This is a genomic window from Ensifer sp. Root423 (assembly GCF_001426275.1).
GTDB classification, from domain to species: domain Bacteria; phylum Pseudomonadota; class Alphaproteobacteria; order Rhizobiales; family Rhizobiaceae; genus Ensifer; species Ensifer adhaerens.
In genome coordinates this window covers 144,478-170,940 of sequence record NZ_LMEG01000034.1, presented here as the reverse complement: position 1 = coordinate 170,940, position 26,463 = coordinate 144,478, and the positions used below count along the sequence as shown (strand labels likewise).

At 63.1% G+C, this 26,463-nt stretch carries 27 protein-coding genes and 1 riboswitch; of the genes, 19 read left to right on the top strand and 8 right to left on the bottom strand.

Annotated elements, in window-relative coordinates; all coding sequences use genetic code 11:
- Positions 1-29: 29 nt before the first annotated feature.
- Complete coding sequence (locus tag ASD01_RS24430) at positions 30-890, bottom strand: endonuclease/exonuclease/phosphatase family protein (protein ID WP_034802655.1); 861 nt, start codon at positions 888-890, stop codon at positions 30-32.
- Positions 891-1,025: 135 nt separating this feature from the next.
- On the opposite strand from ASD01_RS24430, the gene obgE reads away from it, so the two are divergent.
- From obgE to ASD01_RS24380, 10 genes are all read left to right on the top strand, one after another.
- Entirely contained in the window at positions 1,026-2,048 is a 1,023-nt protein-coding gene (gene obgE, locus ASD01_RS24425) for a GTPase ObgE (RefSeq protein ID WP_034802658.1), read from the top strand.
- A gap of 1 nt (position 2,049) precedes the next feature.
- Positions 2,050-3,219 carry a glutamate 5-kinase gene (proB, locus tag ASD01_RS24420; RefSeq protein WP_034802661.1) on the top strand — a complete coding sequence of 390 codons (1,170 nt, stop codon included), beginning with the start codon at positions 2,050-2,052 and terminating at the stop codon, positions 3,217-3,219.
- Positions 3,212-4,495, top strand: a complete 1,284-nt coding sequence (locus ASD01_RS24415; RefSeq protein WP_034803104.1) for a glutamate-5-semialdehyde dehydrogenase — start codon at positions 3,212-3,214, stop codon at positions 4,493-4,495. Before proB ends, ASD01_RS24415 begins: the two co-directional genes overlap by 8 nt.
- 16 nt (positions 4,496-4,511) lie before the next feature.
- Positions 4,512-5,120, top strand: coding sequence for a nicotinate-nucleotide adenylyltransferase (locus ASD01_RS24410; RefSeq protein WP_034802664.1), 609 nt, complete (start codon positions 4,512-4,514; stop codon positions 5,118-5,120).
- 102 nt (positions 5,121-5,222) lie between these two features.
- Positions 5,223-5,654, top strand: a complete 432-nt coding sequence (rsfS, locus tag ASD01_RS24405) for a ribosome silencing factor (protein ID WP_034802667.1) — start codon at positions 5,223-5,225, stop codon at positions 5,652-5,654.
- A gap of 263 nt (positions 5,655-5,917) precedes the next feature.
- Positions 5,918-6,400, top strand: coding sequence for a 23S rRNA (pseudouridine(1915)-N(3))-methyltransferase RlmH (gene rlmH, locus ASD01_RS24400; protein ID WP_034802670.1), 483 nt, complete (start codon positions 5,918-5,920; stop codon positions 6,398-6,400).
- Positions 6,401-6,559: 159 nt separating this feature from the next.
- On the top strand, positions 6,560-7,954 hold the full coding sequence (locus ASD01_RS24395) for a murein hydrolase activator EnvC family protein (protein ID WP_060521429.1): 1,395 nt from the start codon (positions 6,560-6,562) through the stop codon (positions 7,952-7,954).
- Positions 7,944-9,266: a S41 family peptidase gene (locus ASD01_RS24390; RefSeq protein ID WP_034802677.1), complete on the top strand. Its 1,323-nt coding sequence runs from the start codon at positions 7,944-7,946 to the stop codon at positions 9,264-9,266. Before ASD01_RS24395 ends, ASD01_RS24390 begins: the two co-directional genes overlap by 11 nt.
- A 246-nt stretch (positions 9,267-9,512) precedes the next feature.
- Positions 9,513-10,727 (top strand): divergent polysaccharide deacetylase family protein, encoded by a 1,215-nt coding sequence (locus ASD01_RS24385; RefSeq protein ID WP_034802692.1) that lies wholly within the window; start codon positions 9,513-9,515, stop codon positions 10,725-10,727.
- A 52-nt stretch (positions 10,728-10,779) separates the two neighbouring features.
- Complete coding sequence (locus tag ASD01_RS24380) at positions 10,780-11,301, top strand: RNA pyrophosphohydrolase (protein WP_034802695.1); 522 nt, start codon at positions 10,780-10,782, stop codon at positions 11,299-11,301.
- A 76-nt stretch (positions 11,302-11,377) separates the two neighbouring features.
- Here the strand turns inward: ASD01_RS24380 and bfr are convergent, their stop codons facing one another.
- From bfr to ASD01_RS36055, 5 genes are all read right to left on the bottom strand, one after another.
- Positions 11,378-11,869, bottom strand: coding sequence for a bacterioferritin (gene bfr, locus ASD01_RS24375; RefSeq protein ID WP_034802698.1), 492 nt, complete (start codon positions 11,867-11,869; stop codon positions 11,378-11,380).
- The gene (locus ASD01_RS24370; protein WP_034803108.1) at positions 11,835-12,146 is read right to left on the bottom strand and encodes a (2Fe-2S)-binding protein; all 312 of its coding nucleotides are present in this window, start codon (positions 12,144-12,146) and stop codon (positions 11,835-11,837) included. The genes bfr and ASD01_RS24370 overlap by 35 nt, the downstream gene beginning before the upstream one ends.
- 360 nt (positions 12,147-12,506) lie before the next feature.
- On the bottom strand, positions 12,507-15,875 hold the full coding sequence (locus ASD01_RS24365; protein WP_060530001.1) for an error-prone DNA polymerase: 3,369 nt from the start codon (positions 15,873-15,875) through the stop codon (positions 12,507-12,509).
- Positions 15,872-17,425 (bottom strand): DNA polymerase Y family protein, encoded by a 1,554-nt coding sequence (locus tag ASD01_RS24360; protein WP_244495302.1) that lies wholly within the window; start codon positions 17,423-17,425, stop codon positions 15,872-15,874. Before ASD01_RS24360 ends, ASD01_RS24365 begins: the two co-directional genes overlap by 4 nt.
- Complete coding sequence (locus ASD01_RS36055) at positions 17,340-18,293, bottom strand: ImuA family protein (RefSeq protein ID WP_034802706.1); 954 nt, start codon at positions 18,291-18,293, stop codon at positions 17,340-17,342. Before ASD01_RS36055 ends, ASD01_RS24360 begins: the two co-directional genes overlap by 86 nt.
- A gap of 169 nt (positions 18,294-18,462) precedes the next feature.
- Between ASD01_RS36055 and ASD01_RS24350 the strand changes: the two genes are divergently transcribed.
- Positions 18,463-18,897, top strand: coding sequence for a metallopeptidase family protein (locus ASD01_RS24350; RefSeq protein WP_034802708.1), 435 nt, complete (start codon positions 18,463-18,465; stop codon positions 18,895-18,897).
- A 251-nt stretch (positions 18,898-19,148) separates the two neighbouring features.
- Here ASD01_RS24350 and ASD01_RS24345 read toward each other — a convergent pair whose 3' ends face one another.
- Together ASD01_RS24345 and ASD01_RS24340 are read right to left on the bottom strand one after the other, a co-directional pair.
- Positions 19,149-19,355: a DUF1737 domain-containing protein gene (locus tag ASD01_RS24345; protein WP_034802710.1), complete on the bottom strand. Its 207-nt coding sequence runs from the start codon at positions 19,353-19,355 to the stop codon at positions 19,149-19,151.
- A complete protein-coding gene (locus tag ASD01_RS24340; protein WP_034802712.1) occupies positions 19,352-20,257 on the bottom strand; it encodes an HpcH/HpaI aldolase/citrate lyase family protein in 906 nt (301 codons plus the stop codon). Before ASD01_RS24340 ends, ASD01_RS24345 begins: the two co-directional genes overlap by 4 nt.
- 125 nt (positions 20,258-20,382) lie before the next feature.
- Between ASD01_RS24340 and ASD01_RS24335 the strand changes: the two genes are divergently transcribed.
- From ASD01_RS24335 to ASD01_RS24300, 8 genes are all read left to right on the top strand, one after another.
- Complete coding sequence (locus ASD01_RS24335; RefSeq protein ID WP_034802715.1) at positions 20,383-20,637, top strand: hypothetical protein; 255 nt, start codon at positions 20,383-20,385, stop codon at positions 20,635-20,637.
- 224 nt (positions 20,638-20,861) lie between these two features.
- Positions 20,862-21,278 carry a VOC family protein gene (locus tag ASD01_RS24330; protein WP_034802718.1) on the top strand — a complete coding sequence of 139 codons (417 nt, stop codon included), beginning with the start codon at positions 20,862-20,864 and terminating at the stop codon, positions 21,276-21,278.
- Between the two features lie 155 nt (positions 21,279-21,433).
- Positions 21,434-22,039 carry a 3-isopropylmalate dehydratase small subunit gene (leuD, locus tag ASD01_RS24325; RefSeq protein ID WP_034802725.1) on the top strand — a complete coding sequence of 202 codons (606 nt, stop codon included), beginning with the start codon at positions 21,434-21,436 and terminating at the stop codon, positions 22,037-22,039.
- Between the two features lie 9 nt (positions 22,040-22,048).
- A complete protein-coding gene (locus ASD01_RS24320; RefSeq protein WP_034802728.1) occupies positions 22,049-22,429 on the top strand; it encodes a RidA family protein in 381 nt (126 codons plus the stop codon).
- Between the two features lie 103 nt (positions 22,430-22,532).
- On the top strand, positions 22,533-23,372 hold the full coding sequence (locus ASD01_RS24315) for an AAA family ATPase (protein WP_034802731.1): 840 nt from the start codon (positions 22,533-22,535) through the stop codon (positions 23,370-23,372).
- On the top strand, positions 23,369-23,812 hold the full coding sequence (locus ASD01_RS24310; protein ID WP_034802734.1) for an NUDIX hydrolase: 444 nt from the start codon (positions 23,369-23,371) through the stop codon (positions 23,810-23,812). The genes ASD01_RS24315 and ASD01_RS24310 overlap by 4 nt, the downstream gene beginning before the upstream one ends.
- 241 nt (positions 23,813-24,053) lie before the next feature.
- Positions 24,054-24,131, top strand: a riboswitch (SAM riboswitch).
- A 61-nt stretch (positions 24,132-24,192) separates the two neighbouring features.
- Complete coding sequence (metA, locus tag ASD01_RS24305; protein ID WP_034802737.1) at positions 24,193-25,119, top strand: homoserine O-acetyltransferase MetA; 927 nt, start codon at positions 24,193-24,195, stop codon at positions 25,117-25,119.
- 6 nt (positions 25,120-25,125) lie between these two features.
- Entirely contained in the window at positions 25,126-26,310 is a 1,185-nt protein-coding gene (locus tag ASD01_RS24300; protein WP_034802741.1) for a vWA domain-containing protein, read from the top strand.
- Positions 26,311-26,463: the final 153 nt, after the last annotated feature.

Sequence of the window (26,463 nt, the reverse complement as noted above, 5' to 3'; positions counted from 1 at the left end):
AAGCTCGGGCTTCGCGGGGACCTTTTTTGTCATGCGAGCGTGAAACCGACAGGCAGGTGGTCGGAACCCTTGGCCTCATAGTCGGTCCAGGCATCGGTGAGACGAGACGCAAGGCCGGCGCTCAAGAAACAATAGTCGAGATGCATGCGTTTTTCGGGGTTTTCGGGATGGATCCAGCTATAGCTTTCAGGCGTCAGGCGGCCGAGATGCGCAAGCGCATCGACCGGATTCTCAAGCCGCAGCGAACGGCCGTAGAAGGCGTCGCGCGAGCCGGTCATCGCGCAGTATTCCGGCGTCTCCGGCTCCATGTTGAAATCGCCCATGACGACGAAGTCCTCCGGATGCGGCGGCTCGGCCATGCCGAAATCGGCCGCCCCGGTGATCGCGCCGCCTTCGAGCGGATAACCGAGCAGCCGCTCCTTGAGATAACGGATCTGGGCAATACGCTCGGCCGGCAGCACATGATCGAGATGCACGGAATAGACCCGGAGCGGACCGTCGGGCGTTGCGACCAGCGCTTCCGTCGCCCCGCGCTGCAGGTTCATCGGGCTGATCGTGCGGGTGCGCGGCAAGGGGATGAGCCGGGTTGCAAGGATCGGCCAGCGCGACAGGATCATGTTGCCGAACTGGAAGCGCCGGCTGACGGCGCGTCCATCCTCGATCGCCGAACCGATGTCGATGTCGCAAGGCGCGTGGAAGGCGGAGAAATGGCCGGGAAACAGCTTTTCGAAGCGGGTGACGAGATCGACATGGCCGTTGCGGTGAAAGCCGCGCGTCACTTCCTGAAGCGCGATGATGTCGGCGTCCCCGATCGAAGCGGCGATACGCTCGGGATCGAAGCGACCGTCGAGGCCGATGCCGTATTGGATGTTGTAGCTAACGAACCGCACGATATTCTTTGACCTCCGAATAAACCGCCTATATCGATGGCGGCAAATTACAGCGCCGCGCATCCTTTAGGACCTGCAAAGGTCGCTGTAACACTTTCTAAGACCGCGCACTTACACCGAACAGATGGCAGCCCAATGAAATTTCTCGACGAAACGAAAGTCTATATCCGCTCCGGCGACGGTGGCGCAGGCGCCGTCTCGTTCCGGCGCGAGAAGTTCATCGAGTTCGGCGGACCGGACGGCGGCGACGGCGGCCGTGGCGGAGACGTCTGGGTTGAGGCCGTCAACGGTCTGAACACGCTCATCGACTTCCGTTACCAACAGCACTTCAAGGCCAAGACCGGCCAGCACGGCATGGGCCGCAACCGCACCGGCGCCGGCGGCGACGACGTGACGCTGAAGGTCCCGGTCGGCACCCAGATCTTCGAGGAAGACAACGAGACGCTGATCGTCGACATGGTCGCCGAGGGCCAGCGCTATCGGCTGGCCGCCGGTGGCAATGGCGGCTTCGGCAACGCCCGCTTCAAGTCCGCGACCAACCAGGCGCCGAACTGGGCCAACCCCGGTCTCGAGGGCGACGAGAAGACGCTCTGGCTGCGGCTGAAGCTGATCGCTGATGCCGGTCTCGTCGGTCTGCCGAATGCCGGCAAGTCGACCTTCCTTGCCGCCTGCACGCGCGCTCGCCCGAAGATCGCCAACTATCCGTTCACGACGCTGCATCCCAATCTCGGCGTCGCCACCATCGACGGCAACGAGTTCATTATCGCCGACATTCCCGGCCTGATCGAAGGTGCGCATGAAGGTGTGGGCATCGGCGACCGCTTCCTCGGCCATGTCGAGCGCACGCGTGTGCTGCTGCACCTCGTCTCCGCCCAGGAGGAAGATGTCGCCAAGGCCTATAAGACGGTCAGGCACGAGCTCGAAGCCTATGGCGGCGGGCTGGAAGACAAGCCGCAGATCATCGCACTGTCGCAGATCGACGTGCTCGACGAGGACGAGCTGAAGATAAAAGCCAAGGCGCTGGCCAAGGCCTGCGGCGAGCAGCCCCTGCTGCTCTCTGCCGCCGTCGGCAAGGGCATGACCGAAGCGCTGCGAGCGTTGCGCAGCGTCATCGTCGCCGCCAAGGCCGGTGAAGGCTATGGCGAGGAGAACCTCTGAGATGACCAAGACCCGCAAGCCGCTTTTGAAGTATCGCCGGGTCGTCATCAAGATCGGGTCGGCATTGCTGGTCGACCGCGCCACCGGGCTGAAGAAGGCCTGGCTTGACGCCATGTGCGCCGACATCGCCGGCCTGAAGTCCAAGGGCGTCGAAGTGCTGGTCGTCTCCTCGGGCGCGATCGCGCTCGGCCGTACCGTGCTCAACCTGCCGGCAGGTGCCCTGAAGCTCGAAGAGAGCCAGGCGGCCGCCGCCGTCGGCCAGATTGCGCTCGCGCGCGCCTGGTCGGAGAGCCTTTCGACCGATGCCATCGTCGCCGGCCAGGTGCTGCTGACACTCGGCGACACGGAAGAGCGCCGCCGCTACCTCAACGCCCGCGCCACCATCAACCAGCTGCTGAAACTCGGCGCCGTGCCGATCATCAACGAGAACGATACGGTCGCGACCACAGAAATCCGCTATGGCGACAACGATCGTCTCGCCGCCCGTGTCGCCACTATGGTCGGCGCCGATTTGCTGGTGCTGCTCTCCGATATCGATGGGCTCTACACGGCCCCGCCGCATCTCGACCCGAACGCCCGCTTCCTCGAAACGATCGCCGAGATCACCCCTGAGATCGAGGCCATGGCCGGGGGTGCGGCATCCGAGCTTTCGCGCGGCGGCATGCGCACCAAGATCGATGCCGGCAAGATCGCCACGACCGCCGGCTGCGCCATGATCATCGCCTCAGGCAAGCCGAACCATCCGCTGGCGGCGATCGAGGACGGTGCCCGTTCGTCCTGGTTCGCACCATCAGGCTCGCCGGTGACCGCGCGCAAGACCTGGATTGCCGGGCAATTGCTGCCGGCCGGAACGCTTGCCGTCGATGCCGGTGCCGAAGAGGCGCTGCGCTCGGGCAAGAGCCTGCTGCCGGCCGGCGTCCGTGACGTGACGGGCAGCTTCAGCCGCGGTGACACCATCGCCATTCTCGGCACCTCCGGCCGCGAGATCGCCCGTGGTCTTGCCGGCTACGATGCCGACGAAGCCCGCCAGATCGCCGGCAAGAAATCGGCCGAGATCGCCGCGATCCTCGGCTATGCCGGCCGCGCCGCCATGGTGCACCGCGACGATATGGTGATGACCGGAAAACGCGCTGAGGCCGAGGGCAGCCGGAAGGATGAAGTCCATGCTTGACGAGGTGAAAAACAAGGGCGACGTCGAGACCGTCATGCTGGAGATCGGCCGCAACGCCAAGGCCGCCAGCCGACCGCTTGCCATCGCCAGCGCCGAACGCAAGCACGCCGCCCTGATCGCCATGGCCGATGCGATCGTCGCCCGCACGGACGAGATCCTGGCGGCCAATGCGATCGACCTTGAAAACGCCCGAGAAAGCGGCGTCGCCGCCTCTTTCATCGACCGCCTGACGCTGAGCGAAGGCCGCATCCGCGACATGGCAAACGGCATTCGCGCGATTGCCGAGTTCAAAGATCCGGTCGGTGACATCATTGCCGAATGGGACCGGCCGAACGGCCTGCACATCGAGCGCGTCCGCACGCCGCTCGGCGTCATTGGCGTCATTTATGAAAGCCGGCCGAACGTGACGGCTGATGCCGGCGCGCTGTGCCTCAAGGCCGGCAACGCCGTGATCCTGCGCGGCGGCTCCGACAGCTTCCATTCCTCCAGCGCGATCCATGCCTGCCTCGTCGAAGGCCTCAAAGCCGCCGGCCTGCCGGAACATGCGATCCAGATGGTGCCGGTCTCTGACCGCGCGGCCGTCGGCGCCATGCTCTCGGGTCTTGGCGGCACGATTGATGTGATTGTACCGCGCGGGGGCAAGAGCCTCGTTGCCCGGGTGCAGAACGAAGCGCGCGTGCCGGTCTTTGCCCATCTCGAAGGCCTCTGCCACATCTATGTCGATGCCTCTGCCGATCTCGCCATGGCGGAAAAGATCGTCGTCAACGCCAAGATGCGCCGCACCGGTATCTGTGGTGCTGCCGAAACACTGCTGATCGACCGCAACGACGCCGACCGACTGGTCAAGCCGTTGCTGAACGCCCTGCTGTCAGCGGGCTGCGAAGTACGCGTCTCCGACGAGCTCTCAGGCGCGGTCGACGGCCTGAAGGAAGCGACCGACGAGGATTGGGCAACGGAATATCTCGACGCCATCATCTCCGTGAAGCTGGTTGACGGGATCGCCGGTGCGATCGAGCACATCGGGACCTGGTCGTCGGCCCACACGGAGGCCGTCATCGCTGAGGATCCCGAGGTCGTCGAGCGTTTCTTCTCGGAGATCGATTCCGCGATCTTGCTGCATAACGCCTCGACCCAGTTTGCCGATGGCGGCGAATTCGGCATGGGCGGTGAAATCGGCATCGCCACGGGCAAGATGCATGCGCGCGGACCGGTCGGCGTCGAACAGCTGACCTCTTTCAAGTATCGGGTGCGTGGTGCTGGACAGGTCAGGCCCTGAGGTGACGGCAGGCAGGGTGAACACCCGCTACCTGCGCATGCCCCATGTCGAAGCCGGCATGGTGGTGGGCCTCTTCGGCGGATCCTTCAACCCGCCGCATGAGGGCCATGTGCTCGTTGCCGACACGGCGATCCAACGGCTCGGGCTCGACCAGCTCTGGTGGATGGTGACCCCCGGCAATCCGCTGAAGGACCACAACAATCTGGCGCCGCTTGCCGACCGCATCGCCATGAGCGAAGCGATCGCGCACAACCCGCGCATCAAGGTGACGGCCTTCGAAAAGGCGTTGAGGCAGAGCTATACCGCCCGCACGCTCGAAATCGTGCAGGCGCGAAACCGCGACATTCGCTTCGTCTGGATCATGGGCGCCGACAACCTGAAGAGCTTCCATCGCTGGCAGAACTGGCAGAAGATCGCCCGCACTTTTCCGATCGCCGTCATCGATCGGCCGGGCTCGACGCTCGCCTATCTCTCCTCACGCATGGCGAAAACCTTCGACTATGCTCGCATCGACGAGGACGACGCGCGGCGCCTCCCCTTCCACCGCGCGCCAGCCTGGACCTTCATCCATGGACCGCGCTCATCGATGAGTTCGACGGCGCTTCGCGCCGCCGGTGGAGTATGATTTCCAGGGATTCAGTTCTGCTGTCTTGAAACAGCTACGGTTTGATGCCTACATTCATGGACGGTTCGATCTTTGTTCGAATCGGAAGTGCCTGTTCTGTTCATGTGGAAAGGAAAGACCCTGACAACAGCACACGCCAAGGGATATGCGGTTACCGCATTCCCGCGCAGCACGGGATCTAGCGACGAAGCCGCTGTCCGTGCGCTTCAACTGGTCCTCGAGAGCCTAGAGGACTCGAAGGCAGAAGACATCGTCAGCATCAACATTGCCGGAAAGTCGGCGCTGGGAGACTTCATGGTCGTTGTCTCCGGGCGATCGAACAGGCATGTGATGGCCATTGCAGATCACCTGACGACCGACCTGAAAGACGGGGGCTTTGGCAATGCCCGTGTCGAAGGTCTGGAAGGCGGTGACTGGGTGCTGATCGACACCGGTGATGTGATCGTTCACATCTTCCGGCCGGAAATCCGGGAGTTCTACAACATCGAGAAGATGTGGGCGGCTCCCGAGATCGAGGACGGCACCTTGCATTGAGACCGACCGGGTCGCCGCGCAGCTGAATGCCGGACGAGCCGAGTTGCGGTCATGCATGAATGTGAAGGGCTGGCGCCGCCTTGGGCGGCGTTGTCAGCCGGATATTTGTTGCGACTGATCGTAACCTGCAGGCCCGTCAACCGGACAAGGCGCGCAACGACGCTGCAAGGCTCCAGGAACGCGGTATAAGATTCTCCTTGAATCGACCCGATTTCAGGAACTATGCAGTGCGCGTTGCAGCGCAAGCGAGGACGGACAAGGTCATGCGTATCGGACTTTTCGCAGTCGGCCGCCTCAAGGCGGGGCCGGAAAAGGATCTTGCGGCCCGTTATCTCGATCGCTTCTCCAAGGCCGGTCCGGCGATCGGGCTTGAGCTTTCCCGCGTCGTCGAAGTCAACGAAAGTCGTGCTTCGAACGCCGAGACGCGCAAGCGCGAGGAAGCCGCACAGCTCGAAAAGGCACTGGCCGAAGGCAGTCTGCTCGTGCTCTTGGACGAACGCGGCAAGGCGCTGGATTCGGAAGGCTTCTCATCGCTTCTCGGCACGTTCCGCGACAGCGGCAAGCGTGACCTGATGATCGCGATCGGTGGCGCCGATGGTCTCGATCCGAGCCTTCATCCCCGCGCCGATGCGGTGCTGAACCTTGGAAAGATGACCTGGCCGCACCAGCTCGTGCGCATCCTGATCGCCGAGCAGCTCTATCGGGCCGTCACCATTCTCTCCGGCCACCCCTATCATCGGGTCTGAAGCGGCGGGGCTGCTTTTCGGGCAACCTCTCCCGGTACACGCGGCGATAACGAGAATATGCTTGGTCGTGCGCGCCAAATCAGATTAGGTTTTTTCCTCATATTTTCGGATGGACGCACGCAACGGATGACGCCCCGAGGCAGGACCAGCGTTTTCGGCATGGGAAGAGACGACGCAGGACGGCTTGCCCGTACTGCGGCGGCCTTTGCGCTTGCGCTTGCGATCGGCCTGCCGGCGAGCGCCCAGGAGGCCACGCCGCCCGCCGCCGCGACCGGTCAGGAGCAGGGCCCGCCCGACCCCGCCGCCGACCTCACGCTTCGCCGCAACAGTACGCGCAGCGAACTGGATGCGCTCTCCAAGACGATCACGCTTTCCCAGGAGCGCGCCAATGCGCTGACGGAAACCATTGCCGAAATCGACAAGACCAACGAGACGCTGCGCGCCGCAATCGTCGAGTCCGCAAAGAAACGCCAGGATCTCGAACAGCAGATCGTCGATGGCGAGAAGAAGCTGAGCGACCTTAGAACCAAGGAAGACACGGTCCGTCGCTCGCTGCGCTCACGCCGGGGCGTGCTTGCCGAGGTGCTCGCCGCCCTGCAGCGGATGGGACGCAACCCGCCGCCGGCGATCCTGGTGACGCCTGAGGATGCGCTCGGCTCCGTGCGCAGCGCCATTCTGCTTGGCGCCGTCGTGCCCGGCCTGCGCAAGGAAACCGAAAACCTGGTGGCCGACCTCAAGGCGCTCGCCGACATCCGCACCGGCATCGACCGGCAGCGCGAGGACCTGACTGCGGCAATGACCGCCAATGTCGAGGAAGAGCGCCGCATGTCGATGCTGGTTGCCGAAAAGGAAAAGCTGCGCCAGACGAGCGCCAGCGAACTTGCGGCCGAGCAGCGCAAGGCGCAGGAACTGGCCTCGCAGGCGACCAATCTCCAGGGCCTGATCGGCTCGCTCGAGGACCAGATCTCCTCCGTTCGCGAGGCTGCCGAAGCGGCGCGCGCGCAGGAGGAAGAACGCCGTCGTATGAGCGAGGCAGAGCGCGAGGCGGCGCGGGAACTCGCCCGCAATGCGGTGCCTGACAAAAACCGCATTGCGCCCGCATATGTGTTTTCGGAGCTGAGGAACAAGCTTGCCTATCCGGCCGCGGGATCGCTGTTGCGCAAATTCGGCGATGCAGACGGCACGGGGCATTCCCTGCAAGGGATCATGTTGGAAACCAATCCCGGCGCGCTGGTGACTGCGCCGTCAGATGGCTGGATCGTCTATGCAGGCAATTTCCGCAGTTATGGGCAGATGATCATTCTCAACCCGGGCGACGGCTACCACGTCGTGCTTTCGGGGATGGAGAAGGTGAGCGTTCAGACTGGGCAGTTCGTCGTCGCCGGAGAACCGCTGGCGACGATGGGCGCAAAAAGAGTGGCGAGCGCTGCGGCCTTGGCGCTGGAAACGGACCGGCCGACGCTTTACATTGAATTCCGAAAAGACGGAAAACCGGTTGATTCCCGACCATGGTGGACCGCAGCAGAGGTTGGAAAGGCGCGAAATGATACGTAGGGCTTCACTTGTTCTGGTCGGGGCGCTGATGGGCGCGACCGCGATGGGCGTGGTTTATTCGGCTGTCGTTCCGGCCGTCGCTGCCAACACCTCGACCTATCGCGAACTGGCAATCTTCGGCGACGTGTTCGAACGCGTGCGGGCGCAATACGTGACGCCGCCGCAGGACGACAAGCTGATCGAGAACGCGATCAACGGCATGCTTTCCTCGCTCGACCCGCATTCGAGCTACATGAACTCGACCGATGCCGAGGACATGCGCACCCAGACGCGCGGTGAATTCGGCGGCCTCGGCATCGAAGTGACGATGGAAGACGACCTCGTCAAGGTCACGAGCCCGATCGACGACACACCTGCGGCCCGCGCCGGCGTGCTTGCCGGCGACTTCATTTCCAAGATCGACGGTGCGGATGTTCGCGGACTGAAGCTCGAAGACGCCGTCGAAAAGATGCGCGGCGCCATCGGCACCCCGATCAAGCTGACGATCCTGCGCAAGGGCGCGGACAAGCCGATCGAACTGACGATCGTCCGCGACGTCATCGCCGTTCGTGCGGTCAAGTTCCGCACCGAAGGCGACGTCGGCTACCTGCGCGTCATATCCTTCACTGAAAAGACCTATGACGACCTGAAGAAGGGCATCGAGAAGATCAAGGCCGAAGTGCCGGCCGATAAGCTGAAGGGCTACGTGCTCGACCTGCGCCTCAACCCGGGCGGTCTGCTCGATCAGGCGATCAACGTCTCCGACGCCTTCCTGGAACGTGGCGAAGTCGTTTCGACCCGCGGCCGCAACCCGGACGAGACCCGTCGCTTCAACGCCACGCCGGGCGATCTGACCGATGGCAAGCCGGTAGTCGTTCTGGTCAACGGCGGCTCGGCCTCCGCTTCGGAAATCGTCGCCGGTGCCCTGCAGGACCTGAAGCGCGCGACCGTGCTCGGCACGCGCTCCTTCGGCAAGGGTTCGGTCCAGACGATCATCCCCCTCGGCGAAGCCGGTGCGCTGCGTCTGACGACGGCGCTCTACTACACGCCGTCAGGCAAATCGATCCAAGGCACGGGCATTACGCCCGACATCAAGGTCGAACAGCCGCTGCCGCCGGAACTGCTCGGCAAGGTCGAGGCTCAGGGCGAGTCCGATCTGCGCGGCCACATCCAAGGCCAGAGCGAGACCGACGAAGGCTCCGGCTCGGTCGCCTATGTGCCGCCGGAAGCCAAGGACGACCTGCAGCTGAACTACGCGCTCGACCTTCTGCGCGGCAAGAAGACGGACCCGTCCTTCCCGGCGAGCCCCGAGCAGGCACAGTTGAAGAAATAAGCCTCACAGACACGAAACGAAGCGCCGCATGTTCACCCGAACATGCGGCGCTTCGCATTTGGCCCCATGACTCGGCCGGCCGATGCACTGGTCAAGCCTTCGCCACTAAATTATAGGGTTAGCAAGCGCTGCCGCGGCCACTGATTCTTTCGAAGGCATACGGCGTGCGACGGGAGAGGATCGGCACGCGTCCTGGCGCCGGCCTCGCTCTAGCGGCAACATCCCACAGCTCGACCGAGGCTTCGTTTGGGAACTGATCTCAATGCTCCGCTCGGCCAGAACCGGCGGGCCAAGCCAGTGTCGAAGCGCAATCCCCAGCGAACGCTCGGGTTTTCTCTTGCCGGCCTTTGCATCGCCGCGGTGATTGGCATTTCCGCCTGGAACACGCTTTCGCCGGACGGTTTGCGGCGTGATTCCGCATCGCCGGTCGTAACGGCCGAGAAAGCGAAGAGCCCAGGCGACAAGGCATCCAACCCGGCCAGCGGCCAGACGGGCGTCGGCTCCGGAACGATGGCACCGGGAACGGCCTATTCCGGCGCCGATGTCGAGCGCACGCTTACCGACGACGGCTCCACCGTCACGACGTTCTCGCCGCGCAGCCGCGACGGCAAGGGACCGGCCCTCATCAATGTCGGTCCGATCCGCGGCCAGGATCCGCGCATGGCGGCGATGCCCAATGACGACCTGCTGGAAGAAAGCCCCGCCGGACGCCTGCCGATCATCGGTCCCGACGGGCTGCGGCCGCTCGATCAATATGCGCGCCCCTGGTCGGGCGCGCGCGGCACACGCATCGCACTTGTCGTCGGCGGGCTCGGCCTCAGCCAGACGGGAACCCAGAAGGCGATCCGCGACCTGCCGGGTGAGGTGACGCTCGGCTTTGCCACGGCTGGAAACAGCCTGCAGCGCTGGATGCAGGAAGCGCGCCGCAGCGGCCATGAGATCCTGTTGCAGCTTCCGATGGAGCCGTTCGACTATCCGGCCAACGATCCAGGCCCCAATGCGCTGCGCGTCGGCCTCGGCGAAAAGAAGAACCTCGCGGAACTGCACCGCAACCTCGCCGAGATCACCAATTATACCGGCGTCATGAATTATCTTGGCGGCCGCTTCCTGTCCGATGCCGATGCGCTGGAGCCGGTCATGCGCGATCTCGGCAAGCGCGGCCTGCTGTTCCTCGACGATGGCACCTCGGCGCAGTCGCTGTCCGGCAAGCTTGCCGGCGCCTTCGACGTGCCGCACGGCTTTGCCGACCTGACGCTCGACAGCGAACTCAGCCGCAACGCGATCCTGAAGAAGCTTGATGAACTCGAACGCATCGCGCGCCGCAACGGTACCGCCATTGGCGTCGCTTCTGCCTTCGACGAGAGCGTCGGCGCGATTGCCTCCTGGATCGGTGAAGCGCAGGGGCGCGGCATCGAGATCGTCGGCGTTTCCGCGCTCGTCAAGGATCCGCAACAGAACTAGCTTAAAGCCGTCCCCACGGGACCAATGAACGTTTGCACAGAAGAGGCAGCCGATGAGCAAGGACAAGAAACTGAAGGCGGATGACCTTCCCTATCGCCCCTGTGTCGGGGTGATGGTGCTGAACCGGGCGGGCCTCGTCTGGGCCGGTCATCGTATCGCCGTCGGCAATTCCGAATATGACGGCTCGCCGCAGCAATGGCAGATGCCGCAGGGCGGCATTGACAAGGGAGAGGATCCGCTGAAGGCCGCCTATCGCGAGCTTTACGAAGAGACCGGCATGAGCACCGTCTCGCTGCTGGCCGAAGCGCCCGGCTGGATCAACTACGACCTGCCCGAACATCTGATCGGTATCGGCCTCAAGGGCAAGTATCGCGGCCAGACGCAGCGCTGGTATGCCTTCCGCTTTGAAGGCGAGGAAAACGAGATCGCCATCAACCCGCCGCCGGGCGGACATGAGCCGGAGTTCGACGCCTGGGAATGGAAGCCGATGCGCGACCTGCCGGAGCTGATCGTGCCGTTCAAGCGCAAGGTCTACGAGGAAGTGGTTGCGGCTTTCGCGCATCTGGCGCCGTGAACCGGACCTGCCCGTTCCTGAAACGACAAAGGCCGGCGATATCGCCGGCCTTTGTGTTTGCAAGCTTTTACCAGGCTCAGTCGGCTTCGGCCTCGTTGGCCGGAGCGGCATTGAGCTGGCCGTATTTCTCTTCGCCGATCTTGTCGAGCAGCTCGAGCTGGGTTTCGAGGAAGTCGATATGGCCTTCCTCGTCGGCAAGCAGCTCTTCGAAGAGCTTCATGGAGACGTAGTCTCCGGCGGCATGACAGATGTCGCGGGATTTCTTGTAGGCGGTGCGGGCGTCGTATTCGCCGGCGAGATCTGCCTTCAGCACTTCCTTGACGTTCTGGCCGATGCGCAGCGGCGCGACCGTCTGCAGGTTGGGATGGCCTTCAAGGAAGATGATGCGCGCGACGAGCTTGTCGGCATGTTGCATCTCCTCGATGGATTCGGCCCGCTCCTTCTTGGCGAGAAGCGTATAGCCCCAGTCTTCGAGGAGGCGGTAGTGCAGCCAATACTGGTTGACGGCACCGAGTTCGAGATAGAGCGCTTCGTTAAGCTGCTCGATGACTTTTTTGTCGCCTTTCAAGATCCGCCCTCCGGTTGTCGTCGTGGAATTGTCTGAGGCGGGTCATGAAATCAAATATCTCTGCGTCCGTCGAGTCGCGGTGCGCGTGATATTGCTCGGTGGTGCGGATGATGATGTCGACGACATTGGGGAAACAGCCGCAGCAACGGCCGCGTTTTTCCATCGCGTGGTAGACTTTCGCCGGCACGATCAGCTGCCAACAGTCCTCGTCGAGGAGACCAATGATCGTGTCCTCGATCTCTTTTTCCGTGATGAAATTGCAGCTGCAAACCAGCATGTCGTCTCGCCTGTCGTACGCAACGCCCTGTATCAGCGCATAAAGCAAAACAGGACATTTAGTGTCAACTAAAAACTCCGCGAGCGGAAGTTGCGGGTGGATTAGAACGACTCTAAACTTGACAAAAAACTTCGCCTTTTCAGAATTTTAGAGATTCCTGAGCGACTGCGCCTGCAAACCCTGAATGGGTCATGAGGCGCACAGCCTGCGACATTTTTACACACCTCCGGTCGCGACGGCGGGAAACCCTGCCCATGACCCCGCGCCGGAAGCATTCCATGGAATCCCTCCGACGTATCTGGCCGTCCCTTCGCCAAACCGCCCCACACAATCGGGAGACAGCAAAGCCGGGTCGGGCTTTCAATGGAAATTGCGCCCCTTCGGCATCACGTCGGCCACCTCGGCTGTCGCTCGATCCGGGTTGCTGGAACTGCTGCCGGAATGGCGGGGGATCGGTAGGCGCTGGTCGCCTTGCGCCCGCTTCATGCGCGCGTCGCCGGTCGGTCTCAGTGCCTCATCGGCACGCTCGCTTGCGCCGAACCGCCGCGCTTCCTTGCGCAACAACCCGAGCATCGGCGTGATATCCTCGATGTGCTCGGCGACCACATGGATGACGCTGCTTTCGCGCTGCAGCCGGCCGCGGATCTTCACGAGACGCGCACCCATGACCACCGGCCGATAGGTCGCAAACACCTTCGGCCAGACGATCGCATTGGCAACACCGGTCTCGTCCTCGATCGTCATGAAGATGACGCCCTTGGCCGAACCCGGGCGCTGGCGGACGAGCACCAGCCCGGCAACGGTCACCCGCCGCCCGACCGGAGCGGTCGCAAGCATGCGGCTCTGGACGATCCCTTGCGCGGCAAGCGTGTCTCTGAGGAAGGAGACCGGATGCGCCTTCAGCGAGAAGGAGAGATAACGATAGTCGTTGATCACCTGCTCGCCTGCCAGCATCTCCGGCAAGATCATCGCGGGCTCCGGCCGCAACTCCTCTCTCGCAGCCCCCTCGAAAAGCGGCAGCCGCTCGGCCGCACTTTTTTCGTCGAGCGCCTTCACCGCCCAGAGCGCCTTGCGACGATCGAGCCCAATCGAGCGGAAGGCATCCGCATCCGCAAGCCTTTCGAGCGCGGAACGGGAGAGGCCGGAGCGCAGCCAGAGATCGCGAACCGATCCGTAACCGGCCCCCCTATTGGCGACGAGCTTGTCCTCGAGTTCCCTTTGGTTCAGCCCCTTGATCGAATTGAAGCCGAGGCGCATCGCCTTCGTCGTCCTGATCACAGTCTCCATCTCGCGGTGGCGCGGCTCGATGGCCCTCTTGTCGAGCCCCCCCTCTTCGAGATCCGCATCCCAGACCGAGTGGTTGATATCGACAGGCAGCACCCGGACCCCATGCTCGCGCGCATCGCGCACCAACTGACCGGGCGCGTAAAACCCCATCGGCTGCGAGTTCAAGAGCGCCGCGCAGAAGACATCCGGGTAATAGGTCTTGAGCCAGGACGAGACATAGACGAGCAGCGCAAAGGACGCGGCATGACTTTCGGGAAAGCCGTATTCGCCGAAACCCTCGATCTGCTTGAAGCAACGCTCGGCAAAATCGCGCGGATAGTCGTTCCTGACCATGCCTTCGATCATCTTTTCGTGGAAGGTATGGATGGTGCCGGTGCGCTTGAAGGTCGCCATGGCCCGGCGCAACTGGTCAGCCTCGCCGGGCGAGAAGCCTGCGGCGGTAATCGCGATCTGCATCGCCTGCTCCTGGAACAACGGCACGCCCAGCGTTCGCTTCAGCACGGCCTCCAGTTCAGGACTTGGATATTCGATGGGAATTTTTTTATCCCGCTGCTCCCGCCGCTTCAGATAGGGATGCACCATGTTGCCCTGGATCGGCCCGGGCCGGACGATCGCCACCTCGATGACGAGATCGTAGAAGATGCGCGGCTTCAGCCTTGGCAGCATGCTCATCTGCGCCCGGCTCTCGATCTGGAAGACGCCGATCGTATCGGCGCGACAGATCATGTCGTAGACGTCTTTCTGGTCATCCTTGAAGAGCTGATGCAGCGTTTTCTGCTCGTTGTAATGCCGGTCGAGAAGCTTGAAGGCACGGGCGATGCAGGTCAGCATGCCGAGCGCCAGTACATCGATCTTCAGGATCTTCAGCGTGTCGAGGTCGTCCTTGTCCCACTCGATCATGTAGCGGTCGGGCATCGCCGTATTCATGATCGGCACCACCTCGTCGAGCCGGTCGCGGGTCATCACGAAGCCGCCGACATGCTGGGAAAGATGGCGCGGGAAACTCATCAGCTCGGTGGCGTAATCGAGCACCTTCACCGTCGTCGGATCCTTCGTATCGAGCCCGGCCGCCTGCGCCTCGCGCTCCGAGAGATCGGCGACCGACCAGCCCCAGACGGAACCGGCAAGCGCCGATTGCACGTCTTCTGAGAACCCGAAGGCCTTGGCGGTCTCTCGGCCGGCCGAGCGCGCCCGGTAGCTGATGACAGCCGCCGTCAGTCCCGCATGCTCCTTGCCGTAGGTGCGGTAGATATGCTGGATCACCTCTTCCCGCTTCTCATGCTCGAAATCGACGTCGATATCCGGCGGCTCGTCCCGTTCGGTCGAAAGGAAGCGATCGAAGAGCAGGGTGGTCTTAAGTGGATTTACCTCGGTGATGCCAAGGCAATAGCAGACGGTGGAATTCGCCGCCGACCCGCGGCCCTGGCACAGGATGTCGGCGCCGCGCGCGAACTGCATGATGTTGCGCACTGTCAGGAAGTAGGGCTCGTAGCGTTTCTCTGCGATCAGGCCGAGTTCGTATTCGATCTGCCTGGAAACCTGTTCGGAAATTCCTTCGGGATAACGCTCGCGCGCGCCCTCCATCGTCAGCCGCCGCAGCGTCTGCGTCGGCGTCTCGCCCGGAATGCTCTCATCCGGATATTGATATTCGAGATCCGACAGCGAGAACTTCAGCCTCTCGAAGAAATGCCCGGTATTGGCGATCGCTTCCGGATAGTCGCGGAAGATGCGGATCATTTCGGCGGGCGTCTTCAGATGCCGCTCGGCATTGGCATGCAGCCGATAGCCTGCGGTCGCGATCGTCACATGCTCGCGGATGGCTGTAACGACATCGGCAAGCGGCCGGCGGCCGGCGGCATGAAACAGCGGACTGTTGGTGGCGACGAGCCTGACCGACGCATGGCGGGCAATGGTTGCAAGCCCGGCAAAGGCGAACTGATCGAAGCCATCGTAACGCGGCACCAGCGCCAGATAGAGCCGATCGGCGAAATGCGGTTTCAGTCGCTTGAGAAAATCGGCAAGCAGGGTTGCCTCCGGCGCGCCGATGACAGGACCCGGCAGCACCGCGAGAAGCAAATCCTCGCCCCATTCGATGAGATCGGTCTCGTAGAGCGTGCAGGTGCCCTTCTTGGCCCGCAGGTTTCCGGCGCTCAGCATTCGGCAGAGATTGCCCCAGCCGCGGCGGTTTAAGGGATAGGCGAGCACGTCGGGCAGGTCTTCGGCAAAGGTGAGCCGCGCACCGGGCTGGAAAGCCGACTTCTCCACCTTGGCCTGCGCATGGGCGCGCACCACGCCGGCGACCGTGTTGCGATCGGCAATGCCGAGGCCGCCAATACCGAGGCGGCTCGCCGCAACGACCATCTCACCCGGATGGGAAGCGCCTTCGAGGAAGGAGAAATTCGACCAGGCACCGATCTCGAAATAGGGGGTAGCGTCGCTCATGCGAAGACTCCATGCATGAACCAGCGCGGCGGAGCGCTCGCGCCATAATGCCCCTCGCGAAACAGCCAGAACCGCCGGCCGCTATCGTCCTCCACCCGGAAATAATCACGCTCCAGCGCCGGCTCGCCATCAAGCCACCATTCGCCGGCGATCCGCTCCGGCCCCTCAGCGCGCGCGATACGGTGCAATGTGCGCCGCCAGCGAAAGCTTCTCGGCGGCCCCTCCGGCACTTCGGCCACCGCCTCCACCGGTTCGGGACTTGGAAAGAGCCGCTGCGGCCGGGCGGCGGCAGCAAGCAGGGGCGCCGGGATGTTGTTACCCGGTTCCTCTGCCTTGCCGATCAGCGCCAGATCCGTGAGCGGCCGGAAGCTTGCCGCCCGCTCCGGCACATGGCTTTCCGAGAGCGCCGGCACCATGAGGCTTTCTGCGCCGAAGCGCGCCATGACCCGGTCGGCGAAGGCGGCAAGCGGACGCTCGCGATCCGGCGTGCCAGAGAAATCCTCCTGCATCACCTCGTATTTTTCGCTCTTCGGCACCGAAAGCCTGAGGATTTCGAAGCCGAAGCCGGCATCGAGATCTTCGTGCACCGCCTGCAGGCGTTCGCGGAAGAGACCCGCGACGCGACGCGGCTCGTTGAGCGGCGAGGACGTGCCGGCGGCGATGCGAAAGACCGCACCGTCGACGCGGAAAAGCAGCAGTTCGAACAGGCGCCCGCCCTCGCCGCGCTTCTCCAGTTCCGGTTTCAGCCGCAACGCCAGTTCTTCCGTCAGGCCCAAAATATCGTCTTCACCCTGGACCGGCTCGCCGAGCCGCCGCTCTGCCGAAAGGGCAGCGACGGGCAACCGTGGCGACAGCGGCTCGTCCTCGCGCCCGAGCGCCTGGTCGAGACGCAGAAGCAGGGTTGCGCCGAACCGGCGGGCGAGCGGTGCGCGCGGCGCCTCGATCAGGTCGCCGATCTGCTTGAGCCCGACCCGGCCGAGTGTTTCGATCGTTTCCTGCGGCAGCCGCAGCGCCGCCATCGGCAAGGGTGCCAGCGCTCGCACCGCCTCGTCCTCGGCAAGGATAGCGTCGGAGCCGAAACGCGCCACCGCCCAGGAGAGCCCGGCGGACGAAGAGATCGCCGCCCGGGCCTCGACCCCCAGATGAAAGAGGCGAGCGAGCAGATCGTCGAGCAGCGCTTTTTCCCCGCCGAGAAGATGGGCGCAGCCGGTGATGTCGAGAAAGAGGCCGCTGTCGCCATCGAGCGCGACGAGCGGCGTGTAGCGGCAACACCAGGCCGCCAGCCCTGCAAGCAGCGCCCGGTCGGCGGCGGGATCGGCCGGCAGCACGTCGATCTCGGGACACATGGCCCGCGCTTCGGCGACACCCTGGCCGATATGAAACCCACGCTTTTCAGCGAAACCATCGAGCGCAACGAGACGCATTGCGCTCTTCACCTTGTCGGCGAAGACGACGGGCGGATGCTCAGGACGCCCGCGGGAAAGCCACGAGTTCCCCCAGCGCTTGCGCGCGACCCGATCGGCCGGAAGATGCGGAAAGGCGAGCGACAGAATGCGCTGATTCTGGATCTGCCGCAGCAGCGGCTGGTAGGGGCTCGACGGGGTAAAGGCGGCGGTCATGGGGGTTCCACTCCAGGAAGAAGCCGAGCGGCGCAGGAGCCCTGCTCTTCTCGGCAATGACGTGAAAGACGGGATGGCCGATGCTGCCGCGAAGCATCGATCCATCCGGTAGCGGTCGCTCACGCGCCGGTGCCGGCTCGACGAGGAAGCGGAAGAAGGCGCTGCTCGCCTCCTCGTGTCCGGATTGGCGCAGAAGCAGAAGGGGGACGTGGCCAGCGCGCGAGCGCACATGCAGGCGTCGGCTCTCGCTGAGTGCCAGGGCAGCCGGGTTGCCGCGAATTTCAAGGATGACGGCACAGAAGCTCGGCACGGAAAGCGCGGCCTCGGCGATCCAGAGCGCATCCTTTATCGTGCGTGGCAGGCTGAAGACGAGGCCGCGGACATCGAGACCAAAGGCCTTCAGACCCAACCCATAGGGCATGCCCGCCTCGGTGGAAGCCATCGACTGGCTGATCCAGAGAACGGGGGCGGCCGGCTCGCCCTTTTCAAGCCGCGCCCGTTGACAGAGCACGCTGAGTGCTGCGGCAAAACCGGCGGCTGCACCGGCATCGCGCGTCTCGGCATTGCGGATTTCCGTCATGCCTTCGAGCGGCAGGCCGCCTTCGAGAAGATCGTCCAGATCGGGAACGCCGAGCGCCAGCGCCTTGCGGCCAGGCTCGTCTTCTTCCCGTTGACGGAAGCCGCCGGGATCGGCCGCCTTGGCGGCGCGCACGACGCCCGGAAGCCGACGGTTTTCGATCCTGGCTATGGTTTCTCGGAGCGAAAGTACCGTCTCCCGCTGCACGGCTGTGTCGGCCATGACGGTCAACTCCCATCAGAATGTTCATGTTATGTTCTATTAGATTCCAGAGCTTCCTAAATGAGTCAACAGCCAATTCTAAGAATTTATTCCTGTCCCTGTGGTCAAGGAATTCAACACTCGAAAAACAAAGGCAAAATCGCTATATGGAGGGCAACAAGGAGTGCCTATGGCCCGCATTGACCAGACCGATGATTGGCGGGAACGCCACGCACCGACGCTTACCACTTTCGAGCAGCTTGCGCTGGAGGCCTATGGCCACCTGCCGCAGGAATTCCGCCAGCTGACGACCGACCTTATCATCGAAGTTGCCGACTTCCCGAGCGACGACGTTTTCGAGGACATGGCGCTGGAAACGCCTTTCGACCTGCTCGGCCTCTTCGAAGGCCGCGGCATCAGCGAACGCTTCACCATGGAAACCGGCCAGTTTCCGAACCGCATCACCCTCTACCGCCGCCCGATCATCGACTATTGGGCGGAGAACGAGGAGACGCTGGGCGACATCATCACCCACGTGCTGATCCACGAGATCGGCCACCATTTCGGCCTCTCCGACGACGACATGGAACGGATCGAGGCCAGCGTCGAGCACGTCGGCGGCTGACACTTCATTTGCCTATCATCGCGCGGTGAGGAAGCCTCTCATCCGCCTGCCGGCACCTTCTCCCCGCAGGCGGGGCGAAGGAAACTCGCGATACGCATCCCAATCGGAGCACGACCGATTCCAGAAAGCAGGCCTCACACGCCGATTGTGAGCATCAACCGCGTCCCCTCGCCCCGCCTGCAGGGAGAGGGTTAGTCCTCGGGCTAAACCCGAGGAGAGGGGCAAACCTGCACGACGGCAAACAGCCTCGACTACTGCTCCGACAGCTTGATATCCGGGGTGTATTCCTTGCCTTCGACCTCCTTGACCACCGCCTGGCCGCACTGCATGTGCTGCGTGTCGGCATTGAAAGCATAGGTGGGCGAGCCATGCAGGCTCCAGCCCTGGTTTAGCGCCGCCGTCACCTTGTGGCAGAAGGAAGCGTCGTCAGGGCCGGTCAGGAAGCGGAAGAGTTTCAAGATCTTGTCTTTCGTTTTTCGATGAGGTCCGCCTTGGCGGCAAGCGTGACGGCCTGGTCGAGGTGCAGCCGCTCGACCATCCGCCCGCTGAGGTTGATGACGCCCTTGCCGACGTTTTCGGGCAGCGCAAAGGCGGCGATGATCGCGCGCGCCTCGTCGACGGCGATCTGATCGACGCCGAAGCGCTCGTTCGCCGGGCCAATCTGCGCTGGATGGATCAGCATTTTGCCGTCATAGCCCATGTCGCGGCCCTGCCGGCATTCCTCGTCGAAACCGGCACCATCGCGGAAATCGTTGAACACGGCGTCGATGACATCGAGCCCGCCGCCGCGCGCGGCAAGCAGGATCTGCATCAGCCAGGGGATGAGATAGGGCCGGCCCGGACGATCCGGAACGCCGGTCTCCTTGCGCAGGTCGTTGAGGCCGACGACGAAACAATCGAGCCTGCCACTGAAGGTACGGCCGGCCTCGGCGATTGCCGGCGCGTTGATCACCCCGCGTGGCGTCTCGATCATTGCCCAGAGGCGCAGCGTCTCCGGCGCATCGTTCTCGTCGAGCCAGTCGGCCGCCGCCTGGATATCCGCCGGGCTTTCGACCTTCGGCAACAGGATGGCGTCGGGATTGGCCGCAAGCGCCGCAGCAAGATCGCCCTGACCATAGTCGGAGCCGATCGCATTGATGCGAATGACAATCTCGCAATCCGGCCGGCTCGCCGTCAGATACTGCACAAGCGCCGCACGCGCTTCCACCTTGCGCTCGGGCGCTACCGCATCCTCGAGATCGAAGATCGCGACATCCGTCGCGAGTTCCGCGACCTTGGCAAGCGCGCGGGCATTGTCGGCCGGCACGCAAAGCACCGAGCGGCGCAGGCGTACAGGGTGATGTTCGCTCGATTTGTTCATGCTTCAGTTGTGCCCGCCTTTGCCGCGTTCCGCAAGACGAGGCGAACCGCCGCACCCCTTTCGAAAGCCCGCCTCTTGCAAGTCCGAAGGCGCGCCCCCACATCGCCATCAGAAAGGTGACGATTATGCAAAGCATTCGCTCTGTTCTCTTTACGGCCGCAGCCCTGACCATCACGTTCGCGGCCTTTGTGCTTACCGCCTCGCTGGCGCTGGCACTGGCCGGCATCGCCGCCGTCGTCGTGGTCGGCAGCGCCATTGCCACCCGGCTGAATTTCAGGCCTGCCCGCGCCACCGCGCGCCCGGCTGCCGCAGGTGCGACCCAGAGCCAGCGCGAGATGCGCATCTGGAACGACGGCCGCGGCACGATCATCGACCTCTGATCCCCCTGGGTGTCGAAATCGATCCCCGGGCGTCGGAATCGATCCCCGGCGATCATTGCAATCGGGCCGATCCGTGATCGGCTCGAACCCTGTTGGTGGCCTTCAAAAACCGTCATGCAGCCGGCCGCGATTTTTTTTCGACCCCATGTCGGATCGGAGATTCCATGTCCGTCCTTGAGGCAGGCCAGCACGGTCCTGGCTCTTCGAACAGGATGGAGAACGATATGGATACCCAGACGCAGCAGCCGGCACCGGTCCTCAACGGCCTTCTGCCCTATCTTCAGGTCGATGGCGCCGCCAAGGCGTCCGAATTCTACCAGCGCGCCTTCGGGGCCAAGGAAGTGGGCCGGCACCCGCTCGACGAGCAGGGCCGCACGATGCACATCCACCTCTATGTCAACGGCAGCTCGCTGATGCTCGCCGATGCCTATCCGGAATACGGCCATCCGCTGGAAAAGCCGCAGGCCTTCACCCTGACGCTCACCGTCGACGACATCGATGCCTGGTGGGACCGTGCGGTTGCCGCCGGCACCGAGGTCGTGATGCCGATCGAGGTGATGTTCTGGGGCGACCGCTACGGCCAGCTCCGCGATCCCTTCGGCGTTCTCTGGGCCATGAACAGCCCGGTGAAGGCAAGCTAAGTCCCTGCAGACAATCGAGATCCGGACGAAGCTCTCGCCGGGCGGGCATTTTCACCCGCCCGGCGAAGCGTATTTGAACAGATTTTCCTTCATTTCGGCGCAAAACTCATCTAAACGCTAGCGCAACATTCTTCTGAAATCGAAGGCCTGAAGTTATGGAAAAATTCGTCAAGCTCACCGGTGTCGCTGCCCCCCTCCCCGTCGTCAACATCGACACGGACATGATCATTCCGAAGGACTACCTGAAGACGATCAAGCGCACCGGCCTTGGCAAGGGCCTCTTCGCCGAAGCCCGCTACAATGAAGACGGCTCGGTCAACCCCGACTTCGTGCTCAACAAGCCGGCCTACCAGAACGCCAGCATTCTCGTTGCCGGCGATAACTTCGGCTGCGGCTCCTCGCGCGAGCATGCTCCGTGGGCGCTGCTCGACTTCGGCATCCGCTGCGTGATCTCCACGTCCTTTGCCGACATCTTCTACAACAACTGTTTCAAGAACGGCATCCTGCCGATCGTCGTCAGCCAGGCTGACCTCGACAAGCTGATGGACGACGCCTCGCGCGGCTCCAACGCCATCCTCTCGGTCGACCTGGAATCCCAGGAAATCACCGGTCCGGACGGCGGTTCGGTCAAGTTCGAGGTCGACGCCTTCAAGCGTCACTGCCTGCTGAACGGCCTCGACGACATCGGCCTGACGCTGGAAAAGGCAACCGCCATCGACAGCTTCGAAAAGACGGTCGGCGCCGCGCGCCCCTGGGCTTAAAACGAAGATATGGCGCGCAAGCTCATCTCCTCGGGCTCGCCCTTCGAAAAGACGGCAGGCTATTCGCGTGCCGTCGCGATGGGTGACTGGTGCTTCGTCTCCGGCACGACCGGCTATGACTACGCCACCATGACCATGCCCGAGACGGTGGAAGAGCAGGCGCGCAATTGCCTGAAGACGATCGAGGGCGCGCTGAAGGAAGCGGGCTTCTCGATGAAGGACGTGGTGCGCAACCACTATTACGTCACTGATGCCAGCTTCGCCGACCGGGTGTTCCCGATCTTCGGCGAAGTCTTCGGCGAAATCCGCCCGGCCGCAACGATGATCGTCTGCGACCTGATCCGCCCGGAAATGCTGATCGAGATCGAGGTCACCGCGCTTCGCGGCTGACCCCTTGATCGCGCCCACCCTCAAAACGATTCCGATTTAAGCCATTATGCGATAGTCCATAGGGCATGACTTCGCCTGACTTACGCTGAACCGGAAGACGCCCATGCAATTTCAAGGCACCGCCGACTATATCGCCGACAAGGACCTGATGATCGCCGTCAACGCCGCGATCCGGCTGGAGCGCCCACTGCTGGTCAAGGGCGAGCCCGGCACCGGCAAGACCGAGCTTGCCCGCCAGATCGCCGCCGCCCTTGGCCTCGAACTCATCGAATGGAGCGTCAAGTCGACGACCAAGGCACAGCAAGGCCTCTATGAATATGACGCCGTGTCGCGGCTGCGCGACAGCCAGCTCGGCGACGAGCGTGTCAACGAGGTCCGGAACTATATCCGCAAGGGCAAGCTCTGGCAGGCCTTCGAGGCCGATCGCCGCGTGGTGCTTCTGATCGACGAGATAGACAAGGCCGACATCGAGTTTCCGAACGACCTGTTGCAGGAGCTCGACCGCATGGAATTCCATGTCTACGAGACCGGCGAGATGATCGGCGCGCGTCACCGGCCGATCGTCATCATCACCTCCAACAACGAGAAGGAGCTGCCGGACGCGTTTCTGCGCCGCTGCTTCTTCCACTATATCCGCTTCCCCGATGCAGACACGCTCGCCCGCATCGTCGAGGTGCATTATCCCGGCATCCGCAAGACGCTGCTTTCGGCGGCGCTCGCCGCCTTCTACGACATCCGCCAGGTGCCGGGCCTGAAGAAGAAGCCCTCCACGTCAGAGGCGCTCGACTGGATCCGCCTGCTCGTCGCCGACGAGGTCGATCCGGCCGACCTCAGGGCCGATGCCAAGACCATGCTGCCGAAGCTGCATGGTGCGCTCCTGAAGAACGAACAAGACGTGCACCTCTTCGAGCGCCTCGCCTTCATGGCCCGCCGCGACGGATGAGGCCGGACGCGCACAAGGTCCTGATCTACGCCACCTGGCAGGACCGCCTGCTGGTCTTCGACGAGCCGGATTTCCCAGACATCGAGCTGCAGGTGCCCGGCGGTACGATGGAACCAGGCGAAAGCCCGGAGACATCGGCTCAGCGGGAATTCATCGAGGAAACCGGGCTGACGCCGCCGGAAGCACTCACCCATCTCGTCACGCAGGACTACCACTACCCGAAGGACGGCAGGACGATCTGTCATCGGCGGCACTACTTCCACATCGCCCTTGCCGGCGAGCAACGGCAGACCTGGATACATCAGGAAATGACGCCCTTTGGCGGCGGTGACCCGATCCGCTTTCGTTTCTTTTGGCTCGGTATCGATCAGGCTGACCGCCGGCTGGGTTATGGCATGCGGGATGCTCTACGCCTGCTGCAGACCAGCCACTCTCCCTGACCCTCTCCCCGCAGGCGGGGAGAGGGGACGAGGACGACGGCTGCCCCCAAGCCGAGACGTGCCGACAGCGAACCCGGCTACCAAGATGGGCCGAACGGCCGCTGAGCTTAACTCGTGGAACGATCGGGTGCGGCAAGGCCACTTCTCCCCGCCAGCGGGGAGAAGTCGCAGCAGCGGGATGAGGGGCAGCCGCCCCCAACGCGAATCGTTTTTCTTGACCCCCGCGGCCCACTCGCGCTATCAAATTCTCCGTGGTGATTTGGCCGGCCGGCTTGCAGCCACGTTAAACAAGTCGCTAAAGGGCCGAGGAAAGTTGGATTTCCGAGGACCGGTCGCGATCAATCGCTGCCGGTTTTTTTGTATTGATCGAGTGGAAGCCCATGCCCATCAAGATTCCCGATACGCTGCCCGCCTTCGAAACCCTCGCGCATGAGGGCGTGCGGGTGATGACCGAGACCGTGGCGATCCGTCAGGATATCCGCCCGCTCCAGATCGGGCTCCTGAACCTCATGCCGAACAAGATCAAGACAGAGATCCAGATGGCGCGCCTGATCGGCGCTTCGCCGCTGCAGGTGGAACTGTCGCTGGTGCGCATCGGCGCGCACCGCGCCAAGAACACCTCGGAAGATCACCTGCTCTCCTTCTACGAGACCTGGGAAGAAGTGCAGGGCCGCAAGTTCGACGGTTTCATCATCACCGGCGCCCCGGTCGAGACGCTCGAATACGAAGACGTCACCTATTGGGACGAGCTGAAGCGCATCCTCGACTGGACCGAGACCAACGTGCATTCGACGCTCAACGTCTGCTGGGGCGCGATGGCGGCAATCTATCACTTCCACGACGTGCCGAAGTATCCGCTGAAGGAAAAAGCCTTCGGCGTCTATCGTCACCAGAACCTCAACCGCTCCTCCGTCTATCTCAACGGCTTCTCCGACGATTTCGCCGTCCCCGTTTCGCGCTGGACCGAAGTGCGCCGCGCCGACATCGACAAGGTGCCGAGCCTCGAAATCCTGATGGAATCGAAGGAGATGGGCGTCTGCCTCGTGCACGAGAAAAAGGGCAACCGGCTCTACATGTTCAACCACGTGGAGTATGATTCGACCTCGCTGTCGGACGAATACTTCCGCGACGTGGATGCGGGCGTGCCGATCAAGATGCCGCACGACTACTTCCCGCACAACGATTCGACCCTGCCGCCGCAGAACCGCTGGCGCAGCCATGCACATCTCTTCTTCGGCAACTGGATCAACGAGATGTACCAGACGACGCCCTACGATCTCGCGGAGATCGGCACCGGGAAAAGCTGAGGTCAGATGTTCATTCCCTTCTTCCTCGAACTCAAGGCAGCGAAGGTCCCGGTCACGCTCCGGGAATTCCTGTCCTTGATCGAGGGGATGGAGGCGGGCATCGCCACCTTCGACGTCGAAGCCTTCTACTATCTGGCGCGCACGGCACTGGTGAAGGACGAACGCCATATCGACCGCTTCGACCGGGTGTTCCAGCACTGCTTTTCGGGTCTCGAAGCAGTCAACCCGATGGAAGCGAGCGAAGAGGCGGTCATCCCCGAGGATTGGCTGCGCAAGCTCGCAGAGAAGCATCTGAGCGAGGAAGAAAAACGCCTGATCGAGGCACTCGGCGGCTTCGACAAGCTGATGGAGACCTTGCGCCAGCGGCTGCAGGAGCAAAAGGGCCGCCATCAGGGCGGCTCAAAATGGATCGGTACCGCCGGCACCTCGCCCTTCGGCGCCTATGGCTACAATCCCGAGGGTGTGCGGATCGGCCAGGACCAGTCGCGCCACCGCCGCGCCGTCAAGGTTTGGGACCGGCGCGAGTTCAAGGATTATGACGACACGATCGAGCTCGGCACGCGCAACATCAAAGTTGCGCTGAAGCGGCTCCGACGCTGGGTGCGCCAGGGTGCCGCCGACGAACTCGACCTCTCCGGCACCATCCGCGCCACCGCCGAACACGGCTATCTCGACGTGGTGACGAGGCCGGAGCGCCGCAATGCGGTGAAGCTTCTGATGTTCTTCGATATCGGCGGATCGATGGACGATCATATCCGCATCGTCGAGGAGTTGTTTTCAGCGGCCCGCAGCGAGTTCCGCCATATGGAGCATTTCTACTTCCACAATTGCGTCTACGAGGGCCTGTGGAAGGACAATCGCCGCCGCCGTGTCGACATTACCCGTACGACGGAAGTGCTGCGCACCTACGGCGGCGACTATCGCGCCATCTTCGTCGGCGACGCTTCGATGAGCCCCTATGAAATCAGCCACCCCGGCGGCTCGGTGGAGCACTGGAACGATGAGGCGGGCGCCCTCTGGCTCTCTCGTCTGACGGCTCATTTTCCGCGCTCCATCTGGCTCAATCCCGTGCCCGAGCAGCACTGGGGCTATACCCAGTCGATCACGATGGTGAAGAGCCTGTTCGAGGGACGCATGTTCCCCTTGACGCTCGCCGGCCTGCAGGAGGCCACCAAGCAGCTGTCGCGCTGACATGTCTGCCGAGAGGTCGCTGTAGCACCTTGAATAGCTGGATGTTTTCGCTCTCAGGCCGGAGACGGCGCCAGGCCGCATTTAGTATGATTTTCCGGTTGCCGTGCCTTTGGAAATGACGCAGGTTGCTGCGATCGCACCGTTGCATGTTTC

Excerpts from the sequence above, each read along its gene's own strand:
- ASD01_RS24335 (WP_034802715.1), top strand. The coding sequence starts at position 20,383 with ATGCAAAGCATTCGCTCTGTTCTCTTTACGGCCGCAGCCCTGACCATC.
- leuD (WP_034802725.1), top strand. The coding sequence starts at position 21,434 with ATGGAAAAATTCGTCAAGCTCACCGGTGTCGCTGCCCCCCTCCCCGTC.
- ASD01_RS36055 (WP_034802706.1), bottom strand. The coding sequence starts at position 18,293 with ATGGCCGACACAGCCGTGCAGCGGGAGACGGTACTTTCGCTCCGAGAA.
- ASD01_RS24380 (WP_034802695.1), top strand. The coding sequence starts at position 10,780 with ATGAGCAAGGACAAGAAACTGAAGGCGGATGACCTTCCCTATCGCCCC.
- ASD01_RS24300 (WP_034802741.1), top strand. The coding sequence starts at position 25,126 with ATGTTCATTCCCTTCTTCCTCGAACTCAAGGCAGCGAAGGTCCCGGTC.
- ASD01_RS24395 (WP_060521429.1), top strand. The coding sequence starts at position 6,560 with ATGGGAAGAGACGACGCAGGACGGCTTGCCCGTACTGCGGCGGCCTTT.
- ASD01_RS24365 (WP_060530001.1), bottom strand. The coding sequence starts at position 15,875 with ATGAGCGACGCTACCCCCTATTTCGAGATCGGTGCCTGGTCGAATTTC.
- rsfS (WP_034802667.1), top strand. The coding sequence starts at position 5,223 with ATGTGGAAAGGAAAGACCCTGACAACAGCACACGCCAAGGGATATGCG.
- ASD01_RS24370 (WP_034803108.1), bottom strand. The coding sequence starts at position 12,146 with ATGCTGGTTTGCAGCTGCAATTTCATCACGGAAAAAGAGATCGAGGAC.
- rlmH (WP_034802670.1), top strand. The coding sequence starts at position 5,918 with ATGCGTATCGGACTTTTCGCAGTCGGCCGCCTCAAGGCGGGGCCGGAA.
- metA (WP_034802737.1), top strand. The coding sequence starts at position 24,193 with ATGCCCATCAAGATTCCCGATACGCTGCCCGCCTTCGAAACCCTCGCG.
- ASD01_RS24390 (WP_034802677.1), top strand. The coding sequence starts at position 7,944 with ATGATACGTAGGGCTTCACTTGTTCTGGTCGGGGCGCTGATGGGCGCG.
- proB (WP_034802661.1), top strand. The coding sequence starts at position 2,050 with ATGACCAAGACCCGCAAGCCGCTTTTGAAGTATCGCCGGGTCGTCATC.
- ASD01_RS24315 (WP_034802731.1), top strand. The coding sequence starts at position 22,533 with ATGCAATTTCAAGGCACCGCCGACTATATCGCCGACAAGGACCTGATG.
- ASD01_RS24340 (WP_034802712.1), bottom strand. The coding sequence starts at position 20,257 with ATGAACAAATCGAGCGAACATCACCCTGTACGCCTGCGCCGCTCGGTG.
- ASD01_RS24310 (WP_034802734.1), top strand. The coding sequence starts at position 23,369 with ATGAGGCCGGACGCGCACAAGGTCCTGATCTACGCCACCTGGCAGGAC.
- ASD01_RS24320 (WP_034802728.1), top strand. The coding sequence starts at position 22,049 with ATGGCGCGCAAGCTCATCTCCTCGGGCTCGCCCTTCGAAAAGACGGCA.
- ASD01_RS24330 (WP_034802718.1), top strand. The coding sequence starts at position 20,862 with ATGGATACCCAGACGCAGCAGCCGGCACCGGTCCTCAACGGCCTTCTG.
- ASD01_RS24415 (WP_034803104.1), top strand. The coding sequence starts at position 3,212 with ATGCTTGACGAGGTGAAAAACAAGGGCGACGTCGAGACCGTCATGCTG.
- ASD01_RS24350 (WP_034802708.1), top strand. The coding sequence starts at position 18,463 with ATGGCCCGCATTGACCAGACCGATGATTGGCGGGAACGCCACGCACCG.
- obgE (WP_034802658.1), top strand. The coding sequence starts at position 1,026 with ATGAAATTTCTCGACGAAACGAAAGTCTATATCCGCTCCGGCGACGGT.